Source organism: Azorhizobium doebereinerae UFLA1-100, assembly GCF_000473085.1.
Lineage (GTDB): Bacteria > Pseudomonadota > Alphaproteobacteria > Rhizobiales > Xanthobacteraceae > Azorhizobium > Azorhizobium doebereinerae.
Genome location: NZ_AXBA01000025.1, coordinates 34,974 through 55,018, shown reverse-complemented (window position 1 = coordinate 55,018; position 20,045 = coordinate 34,974). Strand labels below are relative to the sequence as shown.

General features: G+C 69.8%; 16 protein-coding genes. 3 read left to right on the top strand and 13 right to left on the bottom strand.

Annotation, left to right across the window (positions count from 1 at the left end):
- Window positions 1–21: 21 nt before the first annotated feature.
- Window positions 22–1,059 (top strand): YcjF family protein, encoded by a 1,038-nt coding sequence (locus YU1_RS0117620; protein ID WP_029005199.1) that lies wholly within the window; start codon window positions 22–24, stop codon window positions 1,057–1,059.
- Here the strand turns inward: YU1_RS0117620 and YU1_RS0117615 are convergent.
- A complete protein-coding gene (locus tag YU1_RS0117615) occupies window positions 1,017–1,643 on the bottom strand; it encodes a hypothetical protein (RefSeq protein ID WP_029005198.1) in 627 nt (208 codons plus the stop codon). The genes YU1_RS0117620 and YU1_RS0117615 overlap by 43 nt on opposite strands.
- The gene (locus tag YU1_RS0117610) at window positions 1,643–2,152 is read right to left on the bottom strand and encodes an SAM-dependent methyltransferase (protein ID WP_051356991.1); all 510 of its coding nucleotides are present in this window, start codon (window positions 2,150–2,152) and stop codon (window positions 1,643–1,645) included. The genes YU1_RS0117615 and YU1_RS0117610 overlap by 1 nt, the downstream gene beginning before the upstream one ends.
- A gap of 109 nt (window positions 2,153–2,261) precedes the next feature.
- On the opposite strand from YU1_RS0117610, the gene mazG reads away from it, so the two are divergent.
- Both mazG and YU1_RS30035 read left to right on the top strand, forming a co-directional pair.
- Window positions 2,262–3,122: a nucleoside triphosphate pyrophosphohydrolase gene (gene mazG / locus YU1_RS0117605; RefSeq protein ID WP_029005196.1), complete on the top strand. Its 861-nt coding sequence runs from the start codon at window positions 2,262–2,264 to the stop codon at window positions 3,120–3,122.
- Window positions 3,123–3,163: 41 nt separating this feature from the next.
- Entirely contained in the window at window positions 3,164–4,318 is a 1,155-nt protein-coding gene (locus YU1_RS30035; protein WP_035715775.1) for an alpha-hydroxy acid oxidase, read from the top strand.
- 19 nt (window positions 4,319–4,337) lie between these two features.
- On the opposite strand, the gene hflX is transcribed toward YU1_RS30035, so the two are convergent.
- The 11 genes from hflX to dusB all read right to left on the bottom strand — a co-directional run bounded on the left by hflX (window position 4,338) and on the right by dusB (window position 19,825).
- Complete coding sequence (hflX, locus tag YU1_RS0117595) at window positions 4,338–5,717, bottom strand: GTPase HflX (protein ID WP_029005195.1); 1,380 nt, start codon at window positions 5,715–5,717, stop codon at window positions 4,338–4,340.
- Window positions 5,718–5,723: 6 nt separating this feature from the next.
- Entirely contained in the window at window positions 5,724–5,978 is a 255-nt protein-coding gene (gene hfq, locus YU1_RS0117590; RefSeq protein ID WP_029005194.1) for an RNA chaperone Hfq, read from the bottom strand.
- A 162-nt stretch (window positions 5,979–6,140) separates the two neighbouring features.
- On the bottom strand, window positions 6,141–7,001 hold the full coding sequence (locus tag YU1_RS0117585) for a D-amino-acid transaminase (protein WP_029005193.1): 861 nt from the start codon (window positions 6,999–7,001) through the stop codon (window positions 6,141–6,143).
- Window positions 7,002–7,032: 31 nt separating this feature from the next.
- The gene (locus YU1_RS0117580; RefSeq protein ID WP_029005192.1) at window positions 7,033–8,451 is read right to left on the bottom strand and encodes a TrkH family potassium uptake protein; all 1,419 of its coding nucleotides are present in this window, start codon (window positions 8,449–8,451) and stop codon (window positions 7,033–7,035) included.
- A gap of 19 nt (window positions 8,452–8,470) precedes the next feature.
- Window positions 8,471–9,847, bottom strand: coding sequence for a Trk system potassium transporter TrkA (gene trkA / locus YU1_RS0117575; protein ID WP_029005191.1), 1,377 nt, complete (start codon window positions 9,845–9,847; stop codon window positions 8,471–8,473).
- A 148-nt stretch (window positions 9,848–9,995) separates the two neighbouring features.
- Entirely contained in the window at window positions 9,996–11,360 is a 1,365-nt protein-coding gene (gene ntrX, locus YU1_RS0117570) for a nitrogen assimilation response regulator NtrX (RefSeq protein ID WP_029005190.1), read from the bottom strand.
- Between the two features lie 3 nt (window positions 11,361–11,363).
- A complete protein-coding gene (locus YU1_RS0117565) occupies window positions 11,364–13,598 on the bottom strand; it encodes a sensor histidine kinase NtrY-like (RefSeq protein ID WP_029005189.1) in 2,235 nt (744 codons plus the stop codon).
- A gap of 198 nt (window positions 13,599–13,796) precedes the next feature.
- Window positions 13,797–15,998, bottom strand: coding sequence for a putative bifunctional diguanylate cyclase/phosphodiesterase (locus tag YU1_RS0117560; protein ID WP_029005188.1), 2,202 nt, complete (start codon window positions 15,996–15,998; stop codon window positions 13,797–13,799).
- A gap of 254 nt (window positions 15,999–16,252) precedes the next feature.
- Window positions 16,253–17,695 carry a nitrogen regulation protein NR(I) gene (gene ntrC, locus YU1_RS0117555; protein WP_029005187.1) on the bottom strand — a complete coding sequence of 481 codons (1,443 nt, stop codon included), beginning with the start codon at window positions 17,693–17,695 and terminating at the stop codon, window positions 16,253–16,255.
- Window positions 17,696–17,702: 7 nt separating this feature from the next.
- Complete coding sequence (locus tag YU1_RS0117550) at window positions 17,703–18,827, bottom strand: two-component system sensor histidine kinase NtrB (RefSeq protein ID WP_029005186.1); 1,125 nt, start codon at window positions 18,825–18,827, stop codon at window positions 17,703–17,705.
- Window positions 18,824–19,825 carry a tRNA dihydrouridine synthase DusB gene (gene dusB, locus YU1_RS0117545; RefSeq protein WP_029005185.1) on the bottom strand — a complete coding sequence of 334 codons (1,002 nt, stop codon included), beginning with the start codon at window positions 19,823–19,825 and terminating at the stop codon, window positions 18,824–18,826. The genes YU1_RS0117550 and dusB overlap by 4 nt, the downstream gene beginning before the upstream one ends.
- Window positions 19,826–20,045: the final 220 nt, after the last annotated feature.

Genomic DNA, 20,045 nt, shown 5'->3' with positions numbered 1-20,045 from the left:
GCGCCCAAGGAGAGGACACGAATGGCGGAGCAGCGCGGCCGGCGACCCGAGGTCTTCCGGCTGGAGGATGCCGGCCTCACCCTCGCCCCGGCGGAAGCCCTGCCGGAGGCCACGCCGGAGGATCTCGCGCCGATCGTGCCGGCACCGCCCCGCTCCCGGTTCGGCGTGACCCTGGGCGGGCTGTTCTGGACCGCACTGGGCGGACTGGTCAGCCTGGGCACCGGGCTCGCGGTGACGCGGCTGGTGGAGGATCTGTTTGCCCGCGCCGAATGGCTCGGGGCCGTCGGGCTCGCCTTCGCCGGCCTGTTCGCAGTGGCGGTGCTTGCGCTCATTGCCCGCGAGGCCCTCGGGCTCGCCCGCCTGTCCTCCCTCGACACGCTGCGCGCGCGTGCCGCCGACGCCCTGATCACCGACGACCGGCCGGAGGCGGAGGGCGTCGCCCGGGCACTCATCGCGCTCGCCAAGGAAAATCCGCGCCTCGCCCGGGCGCGCGGCGACCTCACCACCCATCTCGGTGCCATCATCGACGGCGCCGACCTCGTGCGCCTCACCGAGCGCACCCTGATGGCGCCGCTCGACGCGCAGGCCCGCGCCATGGTGTCCGACGCCGCCAAGCGGGTGTCGGTGGTCACCGCCGTCTCGCCGCGCGCGGCGGTGGACCTGTTCTTCGTGCTCTACACCGCCGTCACCCTGACCCGCCGCCTCGCGGAGCTTTACGGCGGCCGGCCGGGCTTCCTCGGCATGATCCGCCTCGGGCGCCATGTGCTGAGCCATCTCGCCGTCACCGGCGGCATGGCGGCGGGCGACGGCCTGGTGCAGCAGATCCTCGGCCATGGCATCGCGGCGCGGCTCTCCGCCCGGCTCGGTGAAGGCGTGGTGAACGGGCTCCTGACCGCCAGGCTCGGGCTGGCGGCCATCGCCGTCACGCGGCCGATGCCGTTCGCCGCTTTGCCTGCCCCGCGCCTGTCCGACGTGGCGGCGGGCCTGATCCGCAAGGCGGAAGCCGAGGATGCGCCTCAGCCCGGCAGGAGACGCGCCGGCGGGGCGGACGGTGAATAGGAGCCGGGGCGGTTGCGCCACAAGGTCTCCACCAACGGCCACGCCAGCACCAGGGCAAGGCCGATGATCACCAGGCCTTCCGTCCGCATGCCGGAGAGGAATGCCGCGGCCACCACCCAGGCGATGCCGGCGGCCGTCACCAGTCCCAGCGCCATCATGGCCCACCAGCGCCAGGCGGGCAGGCCCGCCTCATAGCGCACGGCGATGTTCTGCGCGGCGAGCGCCGCATGCAGTGCGGCGAGGAAGGCGACGAAGGCCGGGCCGTGGTCCTTCACGGCGGTGAGGCCCGTGCGCGAAGTGGAGCCCAGGCGCAGCGTCGGCGTACCGCGCCCCTCGATGAGCAGCGCATAGGAGGACGAGCCGAGCTGCCCGAGGTCATGCCGCAGCCGCAGCCTGGTGATGTCCTTGAGCCTCAGCCGGCCGGAGCGCGCGCCGACGGTCCATTCCAGGGCGCCCTCGGCGGCGCTTGTGTCCAGCACCACGCGGGTGGCCGCGCCGATCATGCGCGGACGATAGGCATAGCTGTGCCGGCCCGCGCCGTCGTCGCCGCCATGGACCAGCGTATCGGGATCGGACAGGGCCATCACGCCTCGCCCGGCGCATGGGCAAAGCCGCAATGATCCGGCTTCAGGTCGAGCAGCGGCGTGCCGTCCACGCAATCGAGGCTGCGGACGTCGACGCGCAGCCCGTCCAGCGCCACCACCTCGACGATGGTCGAGGCGATGGGATTGGGCCGCACCGGCGAGCGCACGGAGAAGGTGCCGGTGGTGGTCCCATCCCGGCGCGGGCTTTGCAGCACGAGATCGCGCCGTGCCTGGTCCATCCAGTAGAGCACCTGGAGTCGTCCGCCCGGCACGATGCCGCCGAGCGCGTCGGCCCAGCGCGGGTCTAGCTCCAGGGTACAGACCGGGCCGTCCGGCGCCGCCCGCTTGGGGCAGGCCGCGCGATCCGGGAACGGCGTGCGGATGCGGCCGATGAAGAACAGACCGGCATCGAAGGCCGGCGGCAAGGCCACCGCCTGCTCGCCGGGGCGGATGCCGTCGTCGCGCGCATCTGCGGCGGGCGGCGGAAGGGTCGACAGGGACGCGGACATGGGGCTCTCCTCGGCCCCATCATATCGCGGCGCGATGCGGACGGGAGCCTTCCTCTTTCCCCCGCCCGCCCGCCCCGGCATAAGGGAGCGCGATCCGAAGGAGACCCTCATGCTGCCGTCCCGCGACCTTGCCCGCCTCGTGGAGATCATGGCCGCGCTGCGCACGCCGGAGACCGGCTGCCCGTGGGACCTGGAGCAGGACTTCTCCACCATCGCTCCCTACACCGTGGAAGAAGCCTATGAGGTGGCGGACGCCATCGCCCGCGGCGACCTCGCCGACCTGAAGGACGAACTGGGCGACCTGCTGCTGCAGGTGGTGTTCCATTCCCAGCTTGCCCGGGAACAGGGCCTGTTCGAGCTTGGCGACGTGGTGGAGGCCATCACCACCAAGCTGATCCGCCGCCATCCGCATGTGTTCGGCGCCGCCCGCGACCTCAGCCCGGAGGCTGTGAAGGCACTGTGGAGCGAGATCAAGGATGCGGAGAAGGCCGAGCGCGCCGCCGCCCGGGCCGCCGCCGGCCTGCCGCCGGAAACCCGCGGTGGCGCATTGGAGGGCGTGCCCGCGACCATGCCGGCCATGACCCGCGCCTTGAAGCTTCAGGAAAAAGCCGGCCGCGTCGGCTTCGACTGGAACGATGCCCGTGCGGTGCTGGACAAGATCCGCGAGGAGACCGAGGAAGTGTCCGAGGTTCTGGACGAGGGCGGCCTCGCCGCCGTCCGGGACGAGGTGGGCGACCTCATGTTCGCGGTGGTCAACCTCGCCCGCCATGCGGGGATCGATCCCGAGGCGGCGCTGCGCGGGACCAACGAGAAGTTCACCCGCCGCTTCGCCTTCCTGGAAGTCGCACTGGCGGCACGCGGGCTGAAGCCGCAGGACGCTACGCTGGACGAGATGGAAGCCCTCTGGCAGCAGGCCAAGCATCAGGAGCGGGGCACGGATGGCATCGCCGACGGCCCCGCCTCCGCCTGAGCCCGCCTTGCCCCGGCTGCCCCACGTGTCTTGAGATCCCGATGCCTGCGATCCTGAATGTCGAAGATGCCCGCCGCCTCGCGCGCCGCCGCCTGCCGCGCGGACTATTCGAATATCTCGACCGGGGCACCGAGAACGAAGTGTCCCTCGCCGCGAACCGCGCCGGGCTCGACGCCATCCATCTCGCGCCTTTCTCGCTCGTGGACGTCTCCCAGCGCCGCCAGGACACCACACTGTTCGGCACCGCCCAGCCCTGCCCGCTGGTGATCGCGCCCACGGCAGTCGCGGGGCTCATGGGCTATGACGGCGAAGTTGAGATGGCCAGGGCCGCCAAGGCCCACGGCATCCCCTTCTGCGTCTCGACGCAGTCCATGACGGCGATCGAGCGCATCGCGGAAGGCTCCGGCGCGCGGCTGTGGTTCCAGCTCTATGTCTGGAAGAACCGCGCGCGCACCTTCGCGCTGCTGGATCGGGCCATGGGCGCCGGGGCGGAGACGCTGGTGCTGACGGTGGATACCGCCGTCTCGCCCAAGCGCGAATACAACCAGCGCAACCGCTTCGGCATTCCGCTGAAGCCCTCCGTGCGCGCCGGGATCGACGTGCTCGCTCATCCACGCTGGTTCATGGGCGTGTTCGCCCGCAGCCTGCTGGCGGGGGGCATGCCCACCTATGCGCATTATCCGCAGGACTTCCGCACCCCGCTCGGCCGCCTCGCGGTGGGCGAGGAGGTGAGCCTCGCCACCGACGTCTCCTGGCACGACGTGGAAGCGCTGCGCCGGCACTGGCGCGGGCGCCTGATCCTCAAGGGCATCCTGCGCGCGTCCGATGCGGTGAAGGCCATCGAGCATGGCGTGGACGGCATCGTCGTTTCCAACCACGGCGCCCGGAACCTCGATTGCGCGCCGCACCCGGCCCATGTGCTGCCCGGCATCGTGGCAGCGGCCGGCCGGCGCCTGACCATCCTGGCGGACAGCGGCGTGCGGCGCGGCAGCGACGTGGCGAAATATCTGGCGCTCGGTGCCGATGGCGTGCTGGTAGGCCGTGCGCCGCTTTATGGCCTGGCCGCGGGCGGCCAAGCCGGCGCGGTGCGCATGCTGGAGATCCTGCGCGCCGAGCTCGACACCACCATGGCCCTGCTCGGCCTCACCCGCATCGACCAGTTGCCGGAAACGCTGGAGCCCGCCGCACGGATGTGACGGCAGGACGCTACGGCGCTCAGCCAGCGCTACGCACCTGCGCCGCCCCGAACCGCCGCTTCACCAAGTCCACACGCTCGGGCAGGATGCGCAGCGAGACGTGCAGCAGGCCATCCGCATCGGTCTCCCGATCCATCACCTCGCCATGGCGATAGAGCCAGCCGAGCCCCTCGCCGTCCTCGGCGGGCAGCCGGACGGAGAGCGTCACCCGGCCGGCGGTGATCTGCGCCTCGATCATGTCGAGCAGGCCGGACGTACCCTCCCCCGTCAGGGCCGACACCAGAACCGGGCGCTCCGTCTCTCCGGCGCGCACCGCGGTGTTCACCATGCGCTCGCGCTCTTCCGGCGGCAGCAGGTCGATCTTGTTCCACACCTCCACCATGCGCCCGCCGGGCTCGGTATCGATGCCGAGTTCGGTGAGCACATCCTTCACGTCCGCCGCCTGGGCGTCGGTGTCGGGGTGGGAGATGTCGCGCACGTGCAGGATCACGTCCGCCTCGATCACCTCTTCCAGCGTGGCGCGGAAGGCGGCGACGAGTTGGGTGGGAAGTTCGGAGATGAAGCCGACCGTGTCTGAGAGGATGACGCGGGTGCCGTGTGGCAGGTCCACCGCGCGCAACGTCGGGTCGAGGGTGGCGAACAAGAGATCCTGCGCCATCACCTCGGCCTGGGTCAGGCGGTTGAACAGCGTGGACTTGCCAGCATTGGTGTAGCCGACCAGCGCCACCACCGGATACGGCACGCGCTTGCGGCTGGTGCGGTGCAGGGCACGGGTGCGCTTGACCTGCTCCAGCTCGCGCTCGATGCGGATGATGCGCTCGCCGATCTGCCGGCGATCGGCCTCGATCTGCGTCTCGCCGGGGCCGCCGAGGAAGCCGAAGCCGCCGCGCTGGCGCTCCAGATGGGTCCAGGACCGCACCAGGCGCGAGCGCTGGTAGTTCAGATGGGCAAGCTCCACCTGGAGCGTGCCTTCCTTGGTACGGGCGCGACTGCCGAAGATTTCCAGGATCAGAGCGGTGCGGTCCACCACCTTGGCGGACCACGCTTTTTCCAGGTTGCGTTGTTGCACCGGCGAGAGGGCGGCATCGACGAACACGAGGCCCACGTCCTCGGCCTCAACGATGCCGGCGATCTCCTCCACCTTGCCGGAGCCGATATAGGTGGCCGGCTTGACCTCCGAGAGCACGACGAGGCCCTTGAACACCACGTCGAGATCAATGGCGGCCGCCAGCCCTACCGCCTCGTCGAGACGGGCTTCGGGGCTGCGCCGGTCGGAACCGGCGCGCGCGGCACGCTTGGTGAGATGTGGGGTGATGACGGCGCAGCGGGTCGGCGGGGCGCGACGATCCACGCCCTTCAACCCGCCCCCGGCTGCCCCTCGCGGTCCCTTAGGCTCCACGCCAGATCACGCTTTCTCCGCCACCTCGTCGGTGGGATCGAACAATTGCACCGGATGCCCGGGCATGATCGTGGAGATAGCGTGCTTGTAGACCAATTGCGAGTGCCCATCGCGCCGAAGCAGCACGCAGAAATTGTCGAACCAGGTCACGACGCCCTGGAGCTTGACCCCGTTCACCAGGAAGATGGTGAGGGGCGTCTTCTGCTTGCGAACGTGATTGAGAAAGGTGTCTTGCAGGTTTTGTGTGCGTTCCGCCGCCATTTTCGTGTCCGTTTCTTTCGGCGTTGCCCCGCCATGCCGCAGGTTCTCTGCCCTTAGGGCACCGGAGACACCTGCGGAGACGGGAGTTCCAAACCTAGCATGGCACAGCGCGAGGCCAGTGCAACAATATTTTGCTCTGCAACATAAACGGACGCAGTGCACTCAAGCGGAGACTTCCGCGTAGGCGTGGTAGCGCTCGCGCAGCCGCCGGGCCATCGGGCCGGGCTTGCCGTCGCCGATCTTCGCGCCGTCGATGCTCACTACCGGCATGACCAGATTGGTGGCGGAGGAGATGAAGGCCTCGCGAGCGGCCATGGCCTCGGCGCGGGTGAAAGCCCGCTCCTCGATGCGCAGCTGCTCCTGCGCCGCCAGGTCGAACAGCACCGTCCGGGTGATGCCGCGCAGAATGCCGTGGTCCGCCGAGCGGGTGACCAGCACGCCGTCGGCGGTCACGATCCAGGCATTGGTGGAGGAGCCCTCGGTCACGTTTCCGGCGGCATCCACGAACCAGGCTTCCTTGGCGCCCGCCTCCTTGGCGGCCTGCTTGGCCAGGACGTTCGGCAGCAGGCCGACAGTCTTGATGTCCACCCGCTCCCAGCGGTTGTCCGGCATGGTGATGACCTTGATGCCGCTCTCGGCGGCGCGGTCGTTGGCCGCAAAGTTCACCGAGCGGGACGTCACCACGAGGCTCGCCGGCGTACCCTCCGCCGGGAAAGCGTGGTCGCGCCGGGCGACGCCGCGCGTCACCTGCATATAGACCAGGCCGTCGCGCACGCGGTTGCGCGCCACCGTCTCGCGTAGCACCACGCCGAGCGGCCCCCGCGCCATGGGCGGGGTGATGCGCAGCTCCTTCAGCGAGCGGTCGAGCCGGTCGAGATGGCGGCGCTCGTCCACCAGATGGCCGTCGCGGACCTCGCAGACCTCATAGACGCCGTCGGCGAACTGGTAGCCGCGATCCTCCACATGCACGCTGGCCTCGGCGTGGGGAACATATTGGCCGTTGACATAAGCGACACGCGACATGGGAGCACCGTCTTGAAGGGTTCTTGGAGGGTCAGTTGCGCCAGAAGGCGAGATGGATGAGGACGAAGGCGCCGACCGTCTCGAGCCGCCCGGCGATCATGGCGAAGCCGGCCGCGAGGGCGGCGAGCGGGTTGATGCCGTCGAGGCCGGGCCAGCCGGCGCCGGATTCGTCGTAGATCGGTCCGGTATTGCTGAGCGCCGCCACCGCGCCGGTCACGGCGGCATCAAAGCTGGGCAGGCCGCTCGCCATGACGATGAGCACCGAGCCGAAGGTCATGAACAGCGCCATGGCCCCCACCCACACGCCGCGCATGGCCGAGCCGACGCCGCCCTCCCCGGTGCGCGAGGGCTGCACCAGATTGGGATAGACGAGGCGCAGCAGGTCGCCCCGCGCCCGCAGCAGCATGGCCCGCACCCGCATGATCTTGAGCCCGCCGGACACGGACAGCGCCCCGCCGCCGATGAACGCCACCGCGAGCACGAGACCTGTGGGGACATGCCCGTAGGCGCCCGGATAGGGCGCAAGGCCGGTGGTGGAGATGAGCGAGGCGGCCGCGAACAGGCCGTCCGGCACAGCCTCGATGACCGACAGCCCGGCCGGGCCGCGGAAGAAGAAGGCGGCCAGCACCACCCCCAGCACCAGCCAGTAGCCGGCCAGGATCAGGCTCTCGCTTTGCTCCGGCGCGGCGTTGATCCGCCGGGAGACGATGGCCTTGTGCCAGCGCACGCTGGTGGCGGACCACAACAGGAATGGCAGCATCACCCACTTCGTCGCCGTCCCGCTGCCGAGCGCCAGATGCGCCTCCGGCGGCAGGTGGGCGCCGGTGGAGGCGACGGCGGTGGCGAGGCAGAGCGCGGCATAGACCGAGACGCCGGTGAACAGCACGGCCACGAAGGCCAGCAGCGTCACCGCCGCATAGATGGGGGCCACGCTGCGGACCGCCTCCATCAGGTCGATGGCCTCATGCGATTCGCCCGTGGCCGTGGCGCGGTCCGGCAGCCCGCCGACGCCCGCCGGGGCCAGCACGGCGATACCCGAGATGATGGTAAGCAGGCCGCCGCTCCATTGCAGCAGCGCGAACCAGAGGTAGAGGCCCGCCGGGCCGTCCCTCACCGCCGATGTGCCCGTGGTGGTGAAGGCCGACACCGCCTCCAGCAGCGCCCCGCGCAGCGGCAGGTCGGCGGCGAAGGCGATGGCCGGCGCGCTGACCAGCGGCACCAGCACCCACAGCGCCGCCATGGCGGCGAACATGTGCAGCCGCCGCATGCCGCCCCGGCGGCCATGCACGGAGAAATAGACCGCCCCCGCCAGGAAGGTACAGCCGAGCGCCGTGGCGATGAAGCTGCCCGCCGTGCCGTCTCCGGCCGCCAGGGCCGCCGCCGCCGGCACGAGCGCCGCCGCCGCGACCAGCGCGAAGACCAGGGCAAACAGGCGGATGGCGGAGGCCATGGGCGGGGATCGGGCCGGTTCAGAAGAATTCGAGGCTGACGCGGAACAACTGCTCCACGCGCTTGATCTGGTCGGCCCCGGCGAACAGCACCACGCGGTCCTGGGCGCGGACCACCGTGTCGCCCTTCGGCAGCATCACGGCGCCGTTGCGGACGATGGCGCCGATGCGCAGGCCCTGGAGCAAATCGATGTCCCGCAGCGGGCGGCCGACCAGCGGCGAGGTTTCCAGCGCCTCCGCCTCGATCATCTCGCCGGCGCCGTCGAGCAGCGCATGGACGCCACGGATGCGCCCGCGCCGCACATGCTGAAGCACCTTGGACACGGTGATCTGGCGCGGGTTCACATAAGCATCGATGCCGAGCCCCCGGGCAAAGCCCGCATAGCCCTGCTCGTTCACCAGCGCCAGGATGCGGCGCGCGCCAAGCTGCTTGGCCAGCAGGCAGGAGAGGATGTTGATACGGTCGTCGTTGGTGACGGCCACCATGGTATCGGCGTCCGCCACGCCCGCCTCGTCCAGGATCTCGCGCGCCAGCGTGTCGCCGTTGAGCACCACCGAGCGGGTCAGCGTCTCGGCGATGGCCTGGGCACGCTCGCGGGTGTGCTCGATGACCTTGATGCGGGCTGCGGAATTCCGCTTTTCCAGTTCCTGGGCCACGTAAAGGCCGATGTTGCCGCCGCCGCCGATGATGATGCGGCGGGCCGGGATCTCGTCATGCCCGAAGATGGAGAGGGTGCGGCCCACCTGGTCCGCCTGGGCGATGAAATAGGCGATGTCGCCCACCAGCAGATGGTCGCCGGAGCGCGCCGGGGAGACCTTGCCGCCGCGGTTGATGGCGACGATGGTTGCGGCGAGATCCGGGAACAGCTGGGTCAACTGGCTGAGCGGAGTGTCCACCACCGGGCAATCGTCGCCGCAATGGACGCCCGCCACCACCACCGAGCCGTCGGCGAACGACACGGTGTCGATGGCGCCGGGCAGCGACAGGCGCCGCAGCACCATCTCGCCCACCTCGATCTCCGGCGAGATCACCACGTCGATCGGCAGGTGATCGCGCGACATGAGGCCGCGCCATTCCGGCTGGAGATAGGTCTGGGCGCGGATGCGCGCCACCTTGGTCGGCACGTTGAACAGCGCGTGGCCCACCTGGCAGGCCACCATGTTCACTTCGTCATGCAGGGTAACGGCAATGAGCATGTCGGCCTGCTCAATGCCGGCACGCGCCAGCACATCGGGATGCGACCCGTGCCCCACCACGCCGCGCACGTCGAGCTGGTCCGTGGCGATCTGGATGCGCCGCGGATTGGCATCGACGATGGAGACGTCGTTCTGCTCGCCAGCGAGGCGCTCGGCGATGCCGAACCCCACCTGCCCCGCCCCGCAGATCACGACCTTCATTGGCTTTCCCCCTGGGGCCGTTCACGCGGTGGGCGAACTTCGCCCCCGCATGCGCTTCCCCGTTCCCGTCGGCCCGGCGGCGCTGCCGGGGCTTCCCCCGGCCCGGCGGCGCACGACGGACAATGTGACCTTACCCGTTCCCCGTTCGTCAGCCTACGCCCAGCGCCTTGAGCTTTCGATGCAGGGCCGAACGTTCCATGCCCACAAATTCCGCCGTGCGCGAGATGTTGCCGCCAAAGCGGTTAATCTGCGCCGCCAGATACTCGCGCTCGAAGACCTCGCGCGCCTCACGCAGCGGCAAGCCCATGAGGTGCTCCCCGCCATTGCCGTTCGGCAGGCTCGGCACCAGCGCGCCCACGTCCGGCGGCAGCATGGAGGCGGTGACCTCCGCGTCCGCGTCGCCGCCCGCCAGGATCAGCAGCCGTTCCACATTGTTGCGCAGCTGGCGCACGTTGCCGGGCCAGTCGTGGGACTGGAGCACGGCCATGGCGTCCTCGCCCACCTTGCGGCGCTGCAGGCCGGTGGTCTGCGAGATCAGTTCGATGAAGAAGTCCACGAGGTCGGGGATATCCTCGCGCCGCTCGGCCAGAGGCGGAACGCGGATCGGCACCACGCTGAGGCGGTGGTAGAGATCCTCGCGGAAGCGCCCGGCGGCGATCTCCTCCTCCAGGTGCCGCCCGGTGGAGGAGATGATGCGCACGTCCACGCGCACTTTCTCCGCCCCGCCGATGCGGGTGAAGGTCTGTTCCACCAGCACGCGCAGCACGCGATTCTGCGTCTCGCGCGGCATGTCGGCGATCTCGTCGAGGAACAGCGTCCCGCCGTGCGCCTCCTCCAGCGCGCCGCGATGGCGCTCGCGCCCCTCGCCGTCCTCGACGCCGAACAGTTCGTATTCCAGGCGCTCGGGCGTGATGGCGGCGGCGTTGATGACCACGAACGGCCCCTGCGAACGCGCCGAGGCGGTATGGATAAGGCGCGCGGTCAATTCCTTGCCCGAGCCGGACGGCCCGACGATCAGGATGCGGCTGTTGGTCGGCCCCACGCGCTCCACCGTGGCGCGCAGTTGCTGGATGACGCTGGAGCGCCCCACCATGGTGTGCGGCTGGGTGAGCTGCTTGAGCTCGCGCACCTCGCGGCGCAGGCGCAGCGTCTCCAGCGCCCGCTCGGTGATGACCACCAGACGGTCGGCATTGAACGGCTTCTCGATGAAGTCGTAGGCGCCGCGCTTGATGGCGGCCACCGCAGTTTCGATGTTGCCGTGGCCGGAGATCATCACCACCGGCACTTCCGGGTGCTCGCGCTTGATGATGTCCAGCAGTTCCAGTCCGTCCAGCCGGCTGCCCTGGAGCCAGATGTCGAGGAAGATGAGGTTGGGCCGGCGCGAGGCGATCTCCGCCAGCGCGCCGTCGGCGTCGCGCGCGGTGCGGGCGGAATAGCCTTCGTCCTCGAGGATGCCCGCCACCAGACCGCTGATGTCCGGCTCGTCGTCGACGATGAGGATGTCATGGGCCATGGCTCAGTTGCTCCCCGTCTTGGCGCGCGGAGCGGCCTCGGGCAGCGGACCCTCCGCCCGGATGCGCAGGCGGATCCAGGCGCCGCGCCCGTCCGGGGCGTCATAGAGCTCAATGCCGCCGCCGTGCTCTTCCATGATCTTGCCCACGATGGCGAGGCCGAGCCCCGTCCCCTTTTCCCGCGTCGTCACATAAGGCTCCAGCAGCCGGCTGCGGCTCTCCTGCGGCAGGCCCGTTCCGTTATCGATGATGTCGATCACCAGGTCTTCTCCGAGACGCTCCGCGCTCACGCGGATGCGCCCTTGTCCTCGTACCTCCACCGGAACGGCTTCGATGGCCTCGGCGGCGTTCTTGAGAATGTTGGTCAGGGCTTGTGAGATCAGGCGGCGGTCGAACCGCGCCGGCAGGGAGGATGGGATGTTGGCCTCGAATGCGACTTCCGGATGTCCGACCCGCATGAGGAAGACGGTCTGCCGGGTGGTCTCCGCCAGATCCTGGCTGTCGACCACGGGCTTGGGCATGCGGGCGAAGGAGGAGAATTCGTCCACCATGCGGCCGATGTCGCCCACCTGGCGGATGATGGTGTCGGTGCACTGGTCGAACACGTCGCGGTCCTGCGTCACGTGCTTGCCGAACTTGCGCTTCAGCCGCTCGGCGGAGAGCTGGATCGGGGTCAGCGGGTTCTTGATCTCGTGGGCGATGCGCCGCGCCACGTCCGCCCAGGCAGAGGTGCGCTGGGCGGAGATCAGCTCGGTGATGTCGTCGAGCGTCACCACCCAGCCGTGCTCGGCCTCGGACGACTGCTCGGTGGTGACACGCACCGCGAAGGTGCGCTCGCGGCCGTCGCGGGTCAGGGTGATGTTGCCCTGGACGCTGCGCTGGCGGGCATGCTCGGCCTCGGCCTCCGCCAGCAGGCCGGCCGTCTCCGGCGCCACCTCGGCCAGCGGCTGGTTCAGCGCCTCAACCTCGCTGAGCCCGAGCAGGCGCTCGGCGGAGCGGTTGAGGATGGTGATGCGCTCCTGTGAATCGAGGCCGATGACGCCGGCGCCGACGCCGGACAGCACCGCCTCGGTGAAACGGCGACGGCTGTCGATCTGATCGCGCGCCTTGAGGATGGCCTCGCGCTGGCTGCGCAGTTCCTGCGTCATCTTGTTGAAGGTCTCGCCCAGCGAGGCGAGGTCGCCCTCGGCCCGGTAGATCGGCACCCGCACGTCGAGATTGCCGGCTGCCACGTGGTCGGCGGCGGACATCAAGCGGCGGATGGGAGCCACCAGCCATTTGGAGAAGTTGATGCCCAGCCAAACCGCCGAGAGCAGCACGATCAGCGTGATGACCATGTACATCAGCGCGAACGCCACCTGAACGCCGAAGCGTCGTTCCTCCAGGCTGCGATAGTCCGCCAGCGTCTCCTGCGTGGTCTTCAGATAGCCGATCACACGCGGGTCGATGGGCCGGGCGACATAGAGGTAGAGGTCGTCGAAGTCGCGCAGCGGCATCACCGCGCCGACGAAATCGGCGTCCGAGGGCAGATAGATCACCGGCTGCTCGGCGGTCGCCTCGCCGATGGCGATGTTGCTCGGCACCAGGAATTCGCGGCCGATGTTCACGTTGGCCCGCTCGACCACGCTGAGGTCGCGGCGGATGAGCATGGCGCCGGGCAGGTTCCGCAGCGCCGCCTGGGCGGTGAATATCTGCGTGAAGCGCGCCCGGTCGCTGTCGTAAAGCGGCTTCAGGCGCGTCATGTCCGCGCTCATGGCGAGCAGGTCGCCGCGGATGTTCAGCGCGTGCTCGCGCACATAGGTCTGCGCCACGGACACCGCGCTCGCGACGATCTCCTGGGTGCGCATGGAGAACCAGCGGTCGAGCCCCCGGTCGAGGGTCAGGCTGGCCACGACCGCCACCAGGATGGCCGGCACCACGGAGACCACCGCGAACAGGCCGACGATCCGGATGTGCAGCCGGGCGGCGGCCCGCCCTCGCGCCCGCGCCTTGGCGATGCGCCAGATCTCGCGCCCCACCATGGCGCTGAGCACGAACACCGCCGCCGCATTCACCAGCAGCACGCTGATGACCACCTGGTGGGTCGGCACCACCGGGGTGAGGCCCATGAGAACAAGGAAGGTGGCCAGCGCGGACACCAGGGCCAGCACGACCACCACCGGCGCCAGCAGCCCCAGGGCGAAGCCGGCCGGCGTGATGGGGCCGTTGTCCGGCGTCTGGTCCACCGCGGCTGGGGTCATGGGGCACGCCACTCCTGACACGCGGTCACCGGCGGCGCCGGCACACGGGATTGCATTGCTGACACGGCGAGCCGGGACTGGCCCGTCAGGCATCGCCCCAGCACCGAGTCGCTCGGTACTGATGCAGTGGAACGACACTGGTGCAAAAATGTGACAGCCGCCAGAGGCAGGCGGCGTTGTCCCCGCGCCGCCGGTGCCTCAGCACGGAGAGATACGCTCCGGCAAGGCGGCGGCGGCCCCGCGCGCCATGGGGCGGCCCAGCAGGAAGCCCTGGCCATAGTCGCAGCCCAGCTGTCCGAGGATCTGCAAGGTCTCGCAGGTCTCCACACCCTCTCCCACCACGGTCATGCCGAGTCCGTGGGCCAGCTCAACCATAACGTGGACGATGTCGCGGGTGCGCTCGTTGCGCGCCAGGTCCTGGACGAAACTGCGGTCAATCTTCAGCACGTCCATGGGCAGGCGCTGGAGATAGCTGAAGCTGGAATAGCCGGTGCCGAAGTCGTCGATGGCCGTCGAGCAGCCGAGCGCCCGCAGGCTGTGCAGCGTGCGGATGGCAAGATCCGGCTGGCTGAGGATGGCGCTCTCGGTCAGTTCGAACCGCGCCAGCCTGGCGTCGAGGGCGTGCCGGGCCAGGCCCTCGCCGATCCGTTCGGCGAGATCGGGGGCGGAGAGCTGGGTGGCGGACAGGTTGATGGAAACATGCTGCGGGGCAAGCCCCGCGCCCTCGCGCTCGCGCCTCCAGGCGGCGCAGTCCGCCATCGCCGCCTCGATCACCCAGTCGCCCAGGCTGTCGGCCAGGCCCGAGGCTTCCGCCAGCGGCACGAACACGCCGGGCGGCACGCTGTCCCGGCCGGGCGGCTGCCAGCGCGCCAGCGCCTCGAAGCCGGCCACCGCGCCAGTGGTGATGGCGACCACCGGCTGGTAGTGCAGGGTCAATTCCCGGCGGCGCTGCTGCACGGCGTCGCGCAGGGCGGTCTCCAGTTCCAGGCGGCGCTGGTGGCTGGCCCGGATCGCCTCCTCGAACACGCAGGCGGCGCCGTCCGGGCTGCCTCGCGATGCCATGTCCGCATCGCGCAGGATGTCGGTGATCGGTCCGCCCCGTTCCACCACGCCAATGCCGGCGCGCACGTAGAAGCGGCGGCGGCTCGGCATCACCAGAGCGGTGCCGAGCCGGCGCTGTAGCCGCGCGGCAAGGTCCACGGCGCCGCCCGGTTGCCAGAGCACGATGGCAAATTCGCTTTCGCCGGTACGTGCCAGCGTGGCATCCGGCGGCAGAAGGGCGCCGAGCAGACCGGTCATCTCCAGCACCATGGGCTTGGCCCAGTCCTCGCCCAGGCTGGCGGCGAGGACGCCAAGGTCGCGCAGCTGAACCACCACGGCCCCCGCCGGCTCCCCGGCCCGCCGTGCGCTCAGGCGCATGAGCCCGGCCCTGTTGGGCAACCCCGTGGCACCGTCGAAATAGGCGAGGCGCTCCAGTTCCCGGCGCGCCGCGAGACGGTCGGAGATGTCCCGCAGGTGAGCCGCGAACATCCGCCGCCCATCGGCCTTGATCTCGCTGACCGTCAGTTCCACCGGAAACACGGATGCGTCCGACCGCCGGGCTTCCACTTCAATCAGCCGTTGCAGGATGCGGTTTTCCCCGGTGGCGAGGTGACGGGCGAACCCTTCCTTGTGCCGCCCGGCATAGTGGGCCGGAACGATGGTCTCGGTCATGGAGCGGCCGAGCACGCCGGCACGGGAATAGCCGAACATGACCTCGGCGGCGCGGTTGAACTCGATGATCGCGCCGGCCTCGTCGGCGATCACCACCCCGTCGATCGAACTGTCCAGCATGGCCTGCCGGCTGGCCTCGCTGACCACCTGCTCGGTGCCGGACCGGGCGACGACGCCGGAGAGCACGTCCGCCATGCATCGGAACGCCCGCTGCTCGCCGGCGCTCCAGGCGCGGCCCTCATCCGCGCTGTCGACGCAGAAATGCCCCCACCAGCGCCCGTGGACCATGACCGGGACGGTCAGGAAATTCACGATCCCATAGGCCTGGAAGAAGGCGCCCGCATAGCCCGTCAGGTCGCGCGTGAGGCCGCAGACCATCTCGCCGCGCCGTCGCCGGGCCGCCCATTCGGCGAGCAGCGGGTCGCCGCCATCCACGGTCAGCGGCGGGTGGGTGCCGGCGACGAGGGCGGGACGCCCGGGCAAGGTCCAGTCCACCCGGCAGGTCGCCGAAACACCGGCACCGTCCTTCTCGTGCACCTGGAACAGCGAGATCCGCTGAAGCCCGTAAACCGCCGCCATGCGACCGAGCAGATCCGCATTCAGGCATGACAGATCGCCGGCCCTGTTCGCCGCGGAAACCAGTTCGGCGAGGATGTCGAGTGCCTCGTTTGCCGATGTCCAGGTCACGCTCCGCCCTCCGACCCACGCGGAGCGGAAGCACGGACACCTCATGCGGTGCCACGCCGCCGAACACCGCCTCCCCCACCGGGACGGTTCACACCTCGGCGGACGGTTGGCTCCCCCGAGGTATGCCGATGCAGGGTTGCAGGTCTGGGACGCCGCCGCAAGGGCACGCCGGTATCACTGCGGTCACAATCGGCGGTATCCTATGGCCGCATATCAATCGGCCGAGCGGCGTCTCGACCGGCCGGGATGGGCGGTCAGCGGCTGGTGCGGATCACCTGGATGTCGAGGTCGCGGATCTTCTTGCGCAAGGTGTTGCGGTTGAGGCCCAGCAGTTCGGCGGCCTTGATCTGGTTCCCCCGCGTGGCGGCGAGAGCGGCCGACAGCAGCGGATATTCCACGTCCCGCAGGATGCGGTGGTAGAGGCCGGGCGGCGGCAGGTCCTCGCCGAAACCGGAGAAATACCCGTTGAGATGACGCTCCACCGACGCCCCCAGCGTGGCGTCCACCGGCCCGTCCTCCGACAGCGCACTGGGCGCCGGCTCCGACAGCTCCGCCTCGATGATGGACGGAGTGATGATCTCCTGGGGGTAGAGCGCTGCGAGGCGGCGAACGAGGTTCTCCAGCTCGCGCACGTTGCCCGGCCAGCGGTAGCGCTTCAGCCGGTCGAGCGCGGCCACATCCACCTGCTTGGCCGGCAGCCCCTCGCGCTCGGCCTGGAGGAAGAAGTGGCGCACCAGGTCCGGCACGTCCTCGGACCGCTCGCGCAGCGGCGGCAGGCGCAGCGGCACAACGTTGAGGCGGAAGAACAGATCCTCGCGGAACAGGCCCTGCTGGATCAGCGTGCGCAGATCCTTATTGGTGGCGGCGATGATGCGCACGTCGGTCTTGATGGGCGTGCGCCCGCCGACCGTCGTGTACTCGCCCTGCTGGAGCACGCGCAGGAGGCGGGTCTGCGCCTCCATGGGCATGTCGCCGATCTCGTCGAGGAACAGCGTGCCGCCCTCGGCCTGCTCGAAGCGGCCGGGATTGCGCGTGGTGGCGCCGGTGAACGAGCCCTTCTCGTGCCCGAACAGCTCGCTCTCGATGAGGTCGCGCGGGATCGCAGCCATGTTGATGGCGACGAAGGGGCCGGACCGGCGCTTGCCGTAATCGTGCAGTGCGCGCGCCACCAGTTCCTTGCCGGTGCCGCTCTCGCCCGCGATCATCACGGTGAGGTCGGTCTGCATCAGGCGGGCGAGCAGGCGGTAGATCTCCTGCATGGCGGGCGAGCGGCCCACCAGCGGGATGTTCTCCTGGTCGTCCGGACCCAGCGCCAGCTTCTCCGCCTTCTTCGGCTCGGCGAGCGCGCGGCCGACGATGGAGATCAGCTCCTTCAGGTCGAACGGCTTGGGCAGATATTCATAGGCCCCGCGCTCGGAGGCGCGGATGGCGGTCATGAAGGTGTTCTGCGCGCTCATGACGATGACCGGCAGGTCCGGCCGCGCCTTCTTGATCCGCGGCAGCAGGTCGAAGGCGTTCTCGTCCGGCATCACCACGTCGGTGATGACGAGGTCCCCGTCGCCCTGGCTGACCCAGCGCCAGAGCGTCGCCGCATTGCCGCAGGAGCGCACTTCGTAGCCGGCGCGCGACAGGGCCTGATTGAGCACCGTGCGGATCGCGGCATCGTCGTCGGCGACCAGGATGCTTCCCGTGGGCATGGACACCTCAGTTGTCCTCAGAAGAACGGCTGCTGCGGTACATGGGCAGCAGGACGCGGAACGTGGTGCGGCGGGGCTGGCTGTCGCATTCGACGATGCCGCCGTGATCGCCGATGATCTTCGCCACCAATGCAAGGCCGAGGCCACTGCCGGTCGGCTTGGTGGTGACGAACGGGTCGAACAGGTGGGGCACCAGGTCTTCCGGCACGCCCTTGCCGTTGTCGCGGACGCAGAACTCCAGCGGCAGGCTCACCTTCGAGGAGGCGCCCGGCACCGTGAGCCGCACGCCCGGCCGGAACGCCGTGGTCAGCTGGATCTCGCCGTCCTGGTCGCCGTCGATGGCTTCTGCCGCATTCTTCACCAGATTGAGGAAGACCTGGATGAGCTGGTCGCGATTGGCATAGACCGGCGGCAGGGAGGGATCGTATTCCTCCACGAAGCGGATGTGCCGGGCAAAGCCCGAGGACGCCAGCGTCCGCACATGCTCCAGCACCGCATGGATATTGACCGGCTCGCGCTCCACCGGGCGCTCGTCGGAGAACACCTCCATGCGGTCCACCAGCTTCACGATGCGGTCGGCCTCATCGCAGATGAGCCGGGTCAGGGCGCGGTCCTCGTCTCCCGCCGACTGCTCCAGCAACTGCGCGGCGCCGCGAATGCCCGACAGCGGGTTCTTGATCTCGTGCGCCAGCATGGAGGCGAGCGCGCTCACCGAGCGCGCGGCACCGCGATGGGTGAGCTGGCGGTCCATCTTCTCGGCGATGGTGCGTTCCTGGAACATCACCACCACATGGCCGGCCCGCTCGGCCATGGGCGCCACGTGGATGTCCACCACCCGCTCGCCGCCATTGCGCGGGGTGCCGAGATCGACGCGATACTCGTTCACCGGCGCGCCACGCTGGCGCACCTGCTCGATGAGGCTCAGCAGCGGGGTGCCGAAGGGCACGAATTCGGCGAACGGCCGGCGGCGCAGCAGCGGCACGCTGACCTGGAAGAAGGTCTCGGCGGCGACGTTCGCATCCACGATCTGCCCGTCATCCGAAACGGTGACGACGGGATGCGGCACGGCATCGAGGATGGCCCGCGTCAGGCCATCCTCCGCCGCCGGCCGCTGCTTCACATCCGCCTTCATGCGGCCGCCCTCCAGGCGAGTTGGTCAAATGCGGAACGGATGCCCGCCGTCACCACGGCCGGGTCCTCCGACGTCAGAATCCGGCCGCGCCAGGCCTTGGCCCAGGCGGCATCGGCACCGGCGGTCTCGGCCGCCGCCTCCAGCGCCCAGCCCACATGCTTGCGGGCCTGCCGAACACCGAGTTCGGTGCCGTAGAGCGACAGCCAGCCGTCATACAGCTCCAGCAGCACGTCACATTGCTCGGCAAGGCCGACCGGCGCGGGGGCGCGGCCGGTCTTCCAATGCTGCGCCACAGCGCCGGGAAACCAGGGCCGCCCCTGCGCACCGCGCCCGATCATCACGCCGTCGGCGCCCGACGCGGCCAGCATGGCCGCCGCGTCGCCGGTGCGCACCAGATCGCCATTGGCGACCACCGGGATGCCCACCGCCGCCTTGACCGCGCGGATCGCCGCCCAGTCGGCGGCGCCGGTATAGAATTGGCAGCGGGTCCGGCCGTGGATCGTCACCATGGCGATACCGGCGGCCTCGGCCCGCAGCGCCAGATCCGGCGCGATCACGGCGGTGCCGTCCCAGCCGAGCCGGGTCTTCAGGGTGACCGGCACGCGCACCGCGGCGCGCACCGCCTCCAGGATGCGGGTCGCCAGCGGCAGGTCGCGCAGCAAAGCGGCACCGGCCGCCCCGGTGGTGACGCGCTTGGCGGGACACCCCATGTTGATGTCGATGATCGCGGCGCCGGAGGCCTCGGCGAGACGCGCCGCCTCGGCCATCCAATAGGGCTCGTTGCCCGCGAGTTGCACTGCATGAAGGGTGACGCCGGCACCGTCGACCCGTAAGGTCATTTCCGCATGCCCGGTCATCAGGGCCTCGCTGGCCACCATCTCCGACACCACGAGGCCGGCGCCATAGCGCAGGGCCATCCGGCGGACCGGCGCGTCGGTGATGCCCGCCATCGGCGCGAGAATAACCGGCGCGGCAATGCGATGCGGTCCGATGACCAGGGGGGAAAGCGCTGGGAAAAGAGGATCTTGCACAGAAATTAGGCCATCCGTCCGTTGCCTACATTCTAGACATTCGCGAGCGTTGCGCAAGACCATTGCGGAACGATTCCAGGCCCGCTGCCTGCGACTTGTCCCCGATGCCCGCCAGAGTGGCGCGCCGGTGCCTGCTCAATATCCCTTGCGCCGCCGCGGCAGGCGCTGTTGAAGGGCACGCAACCCC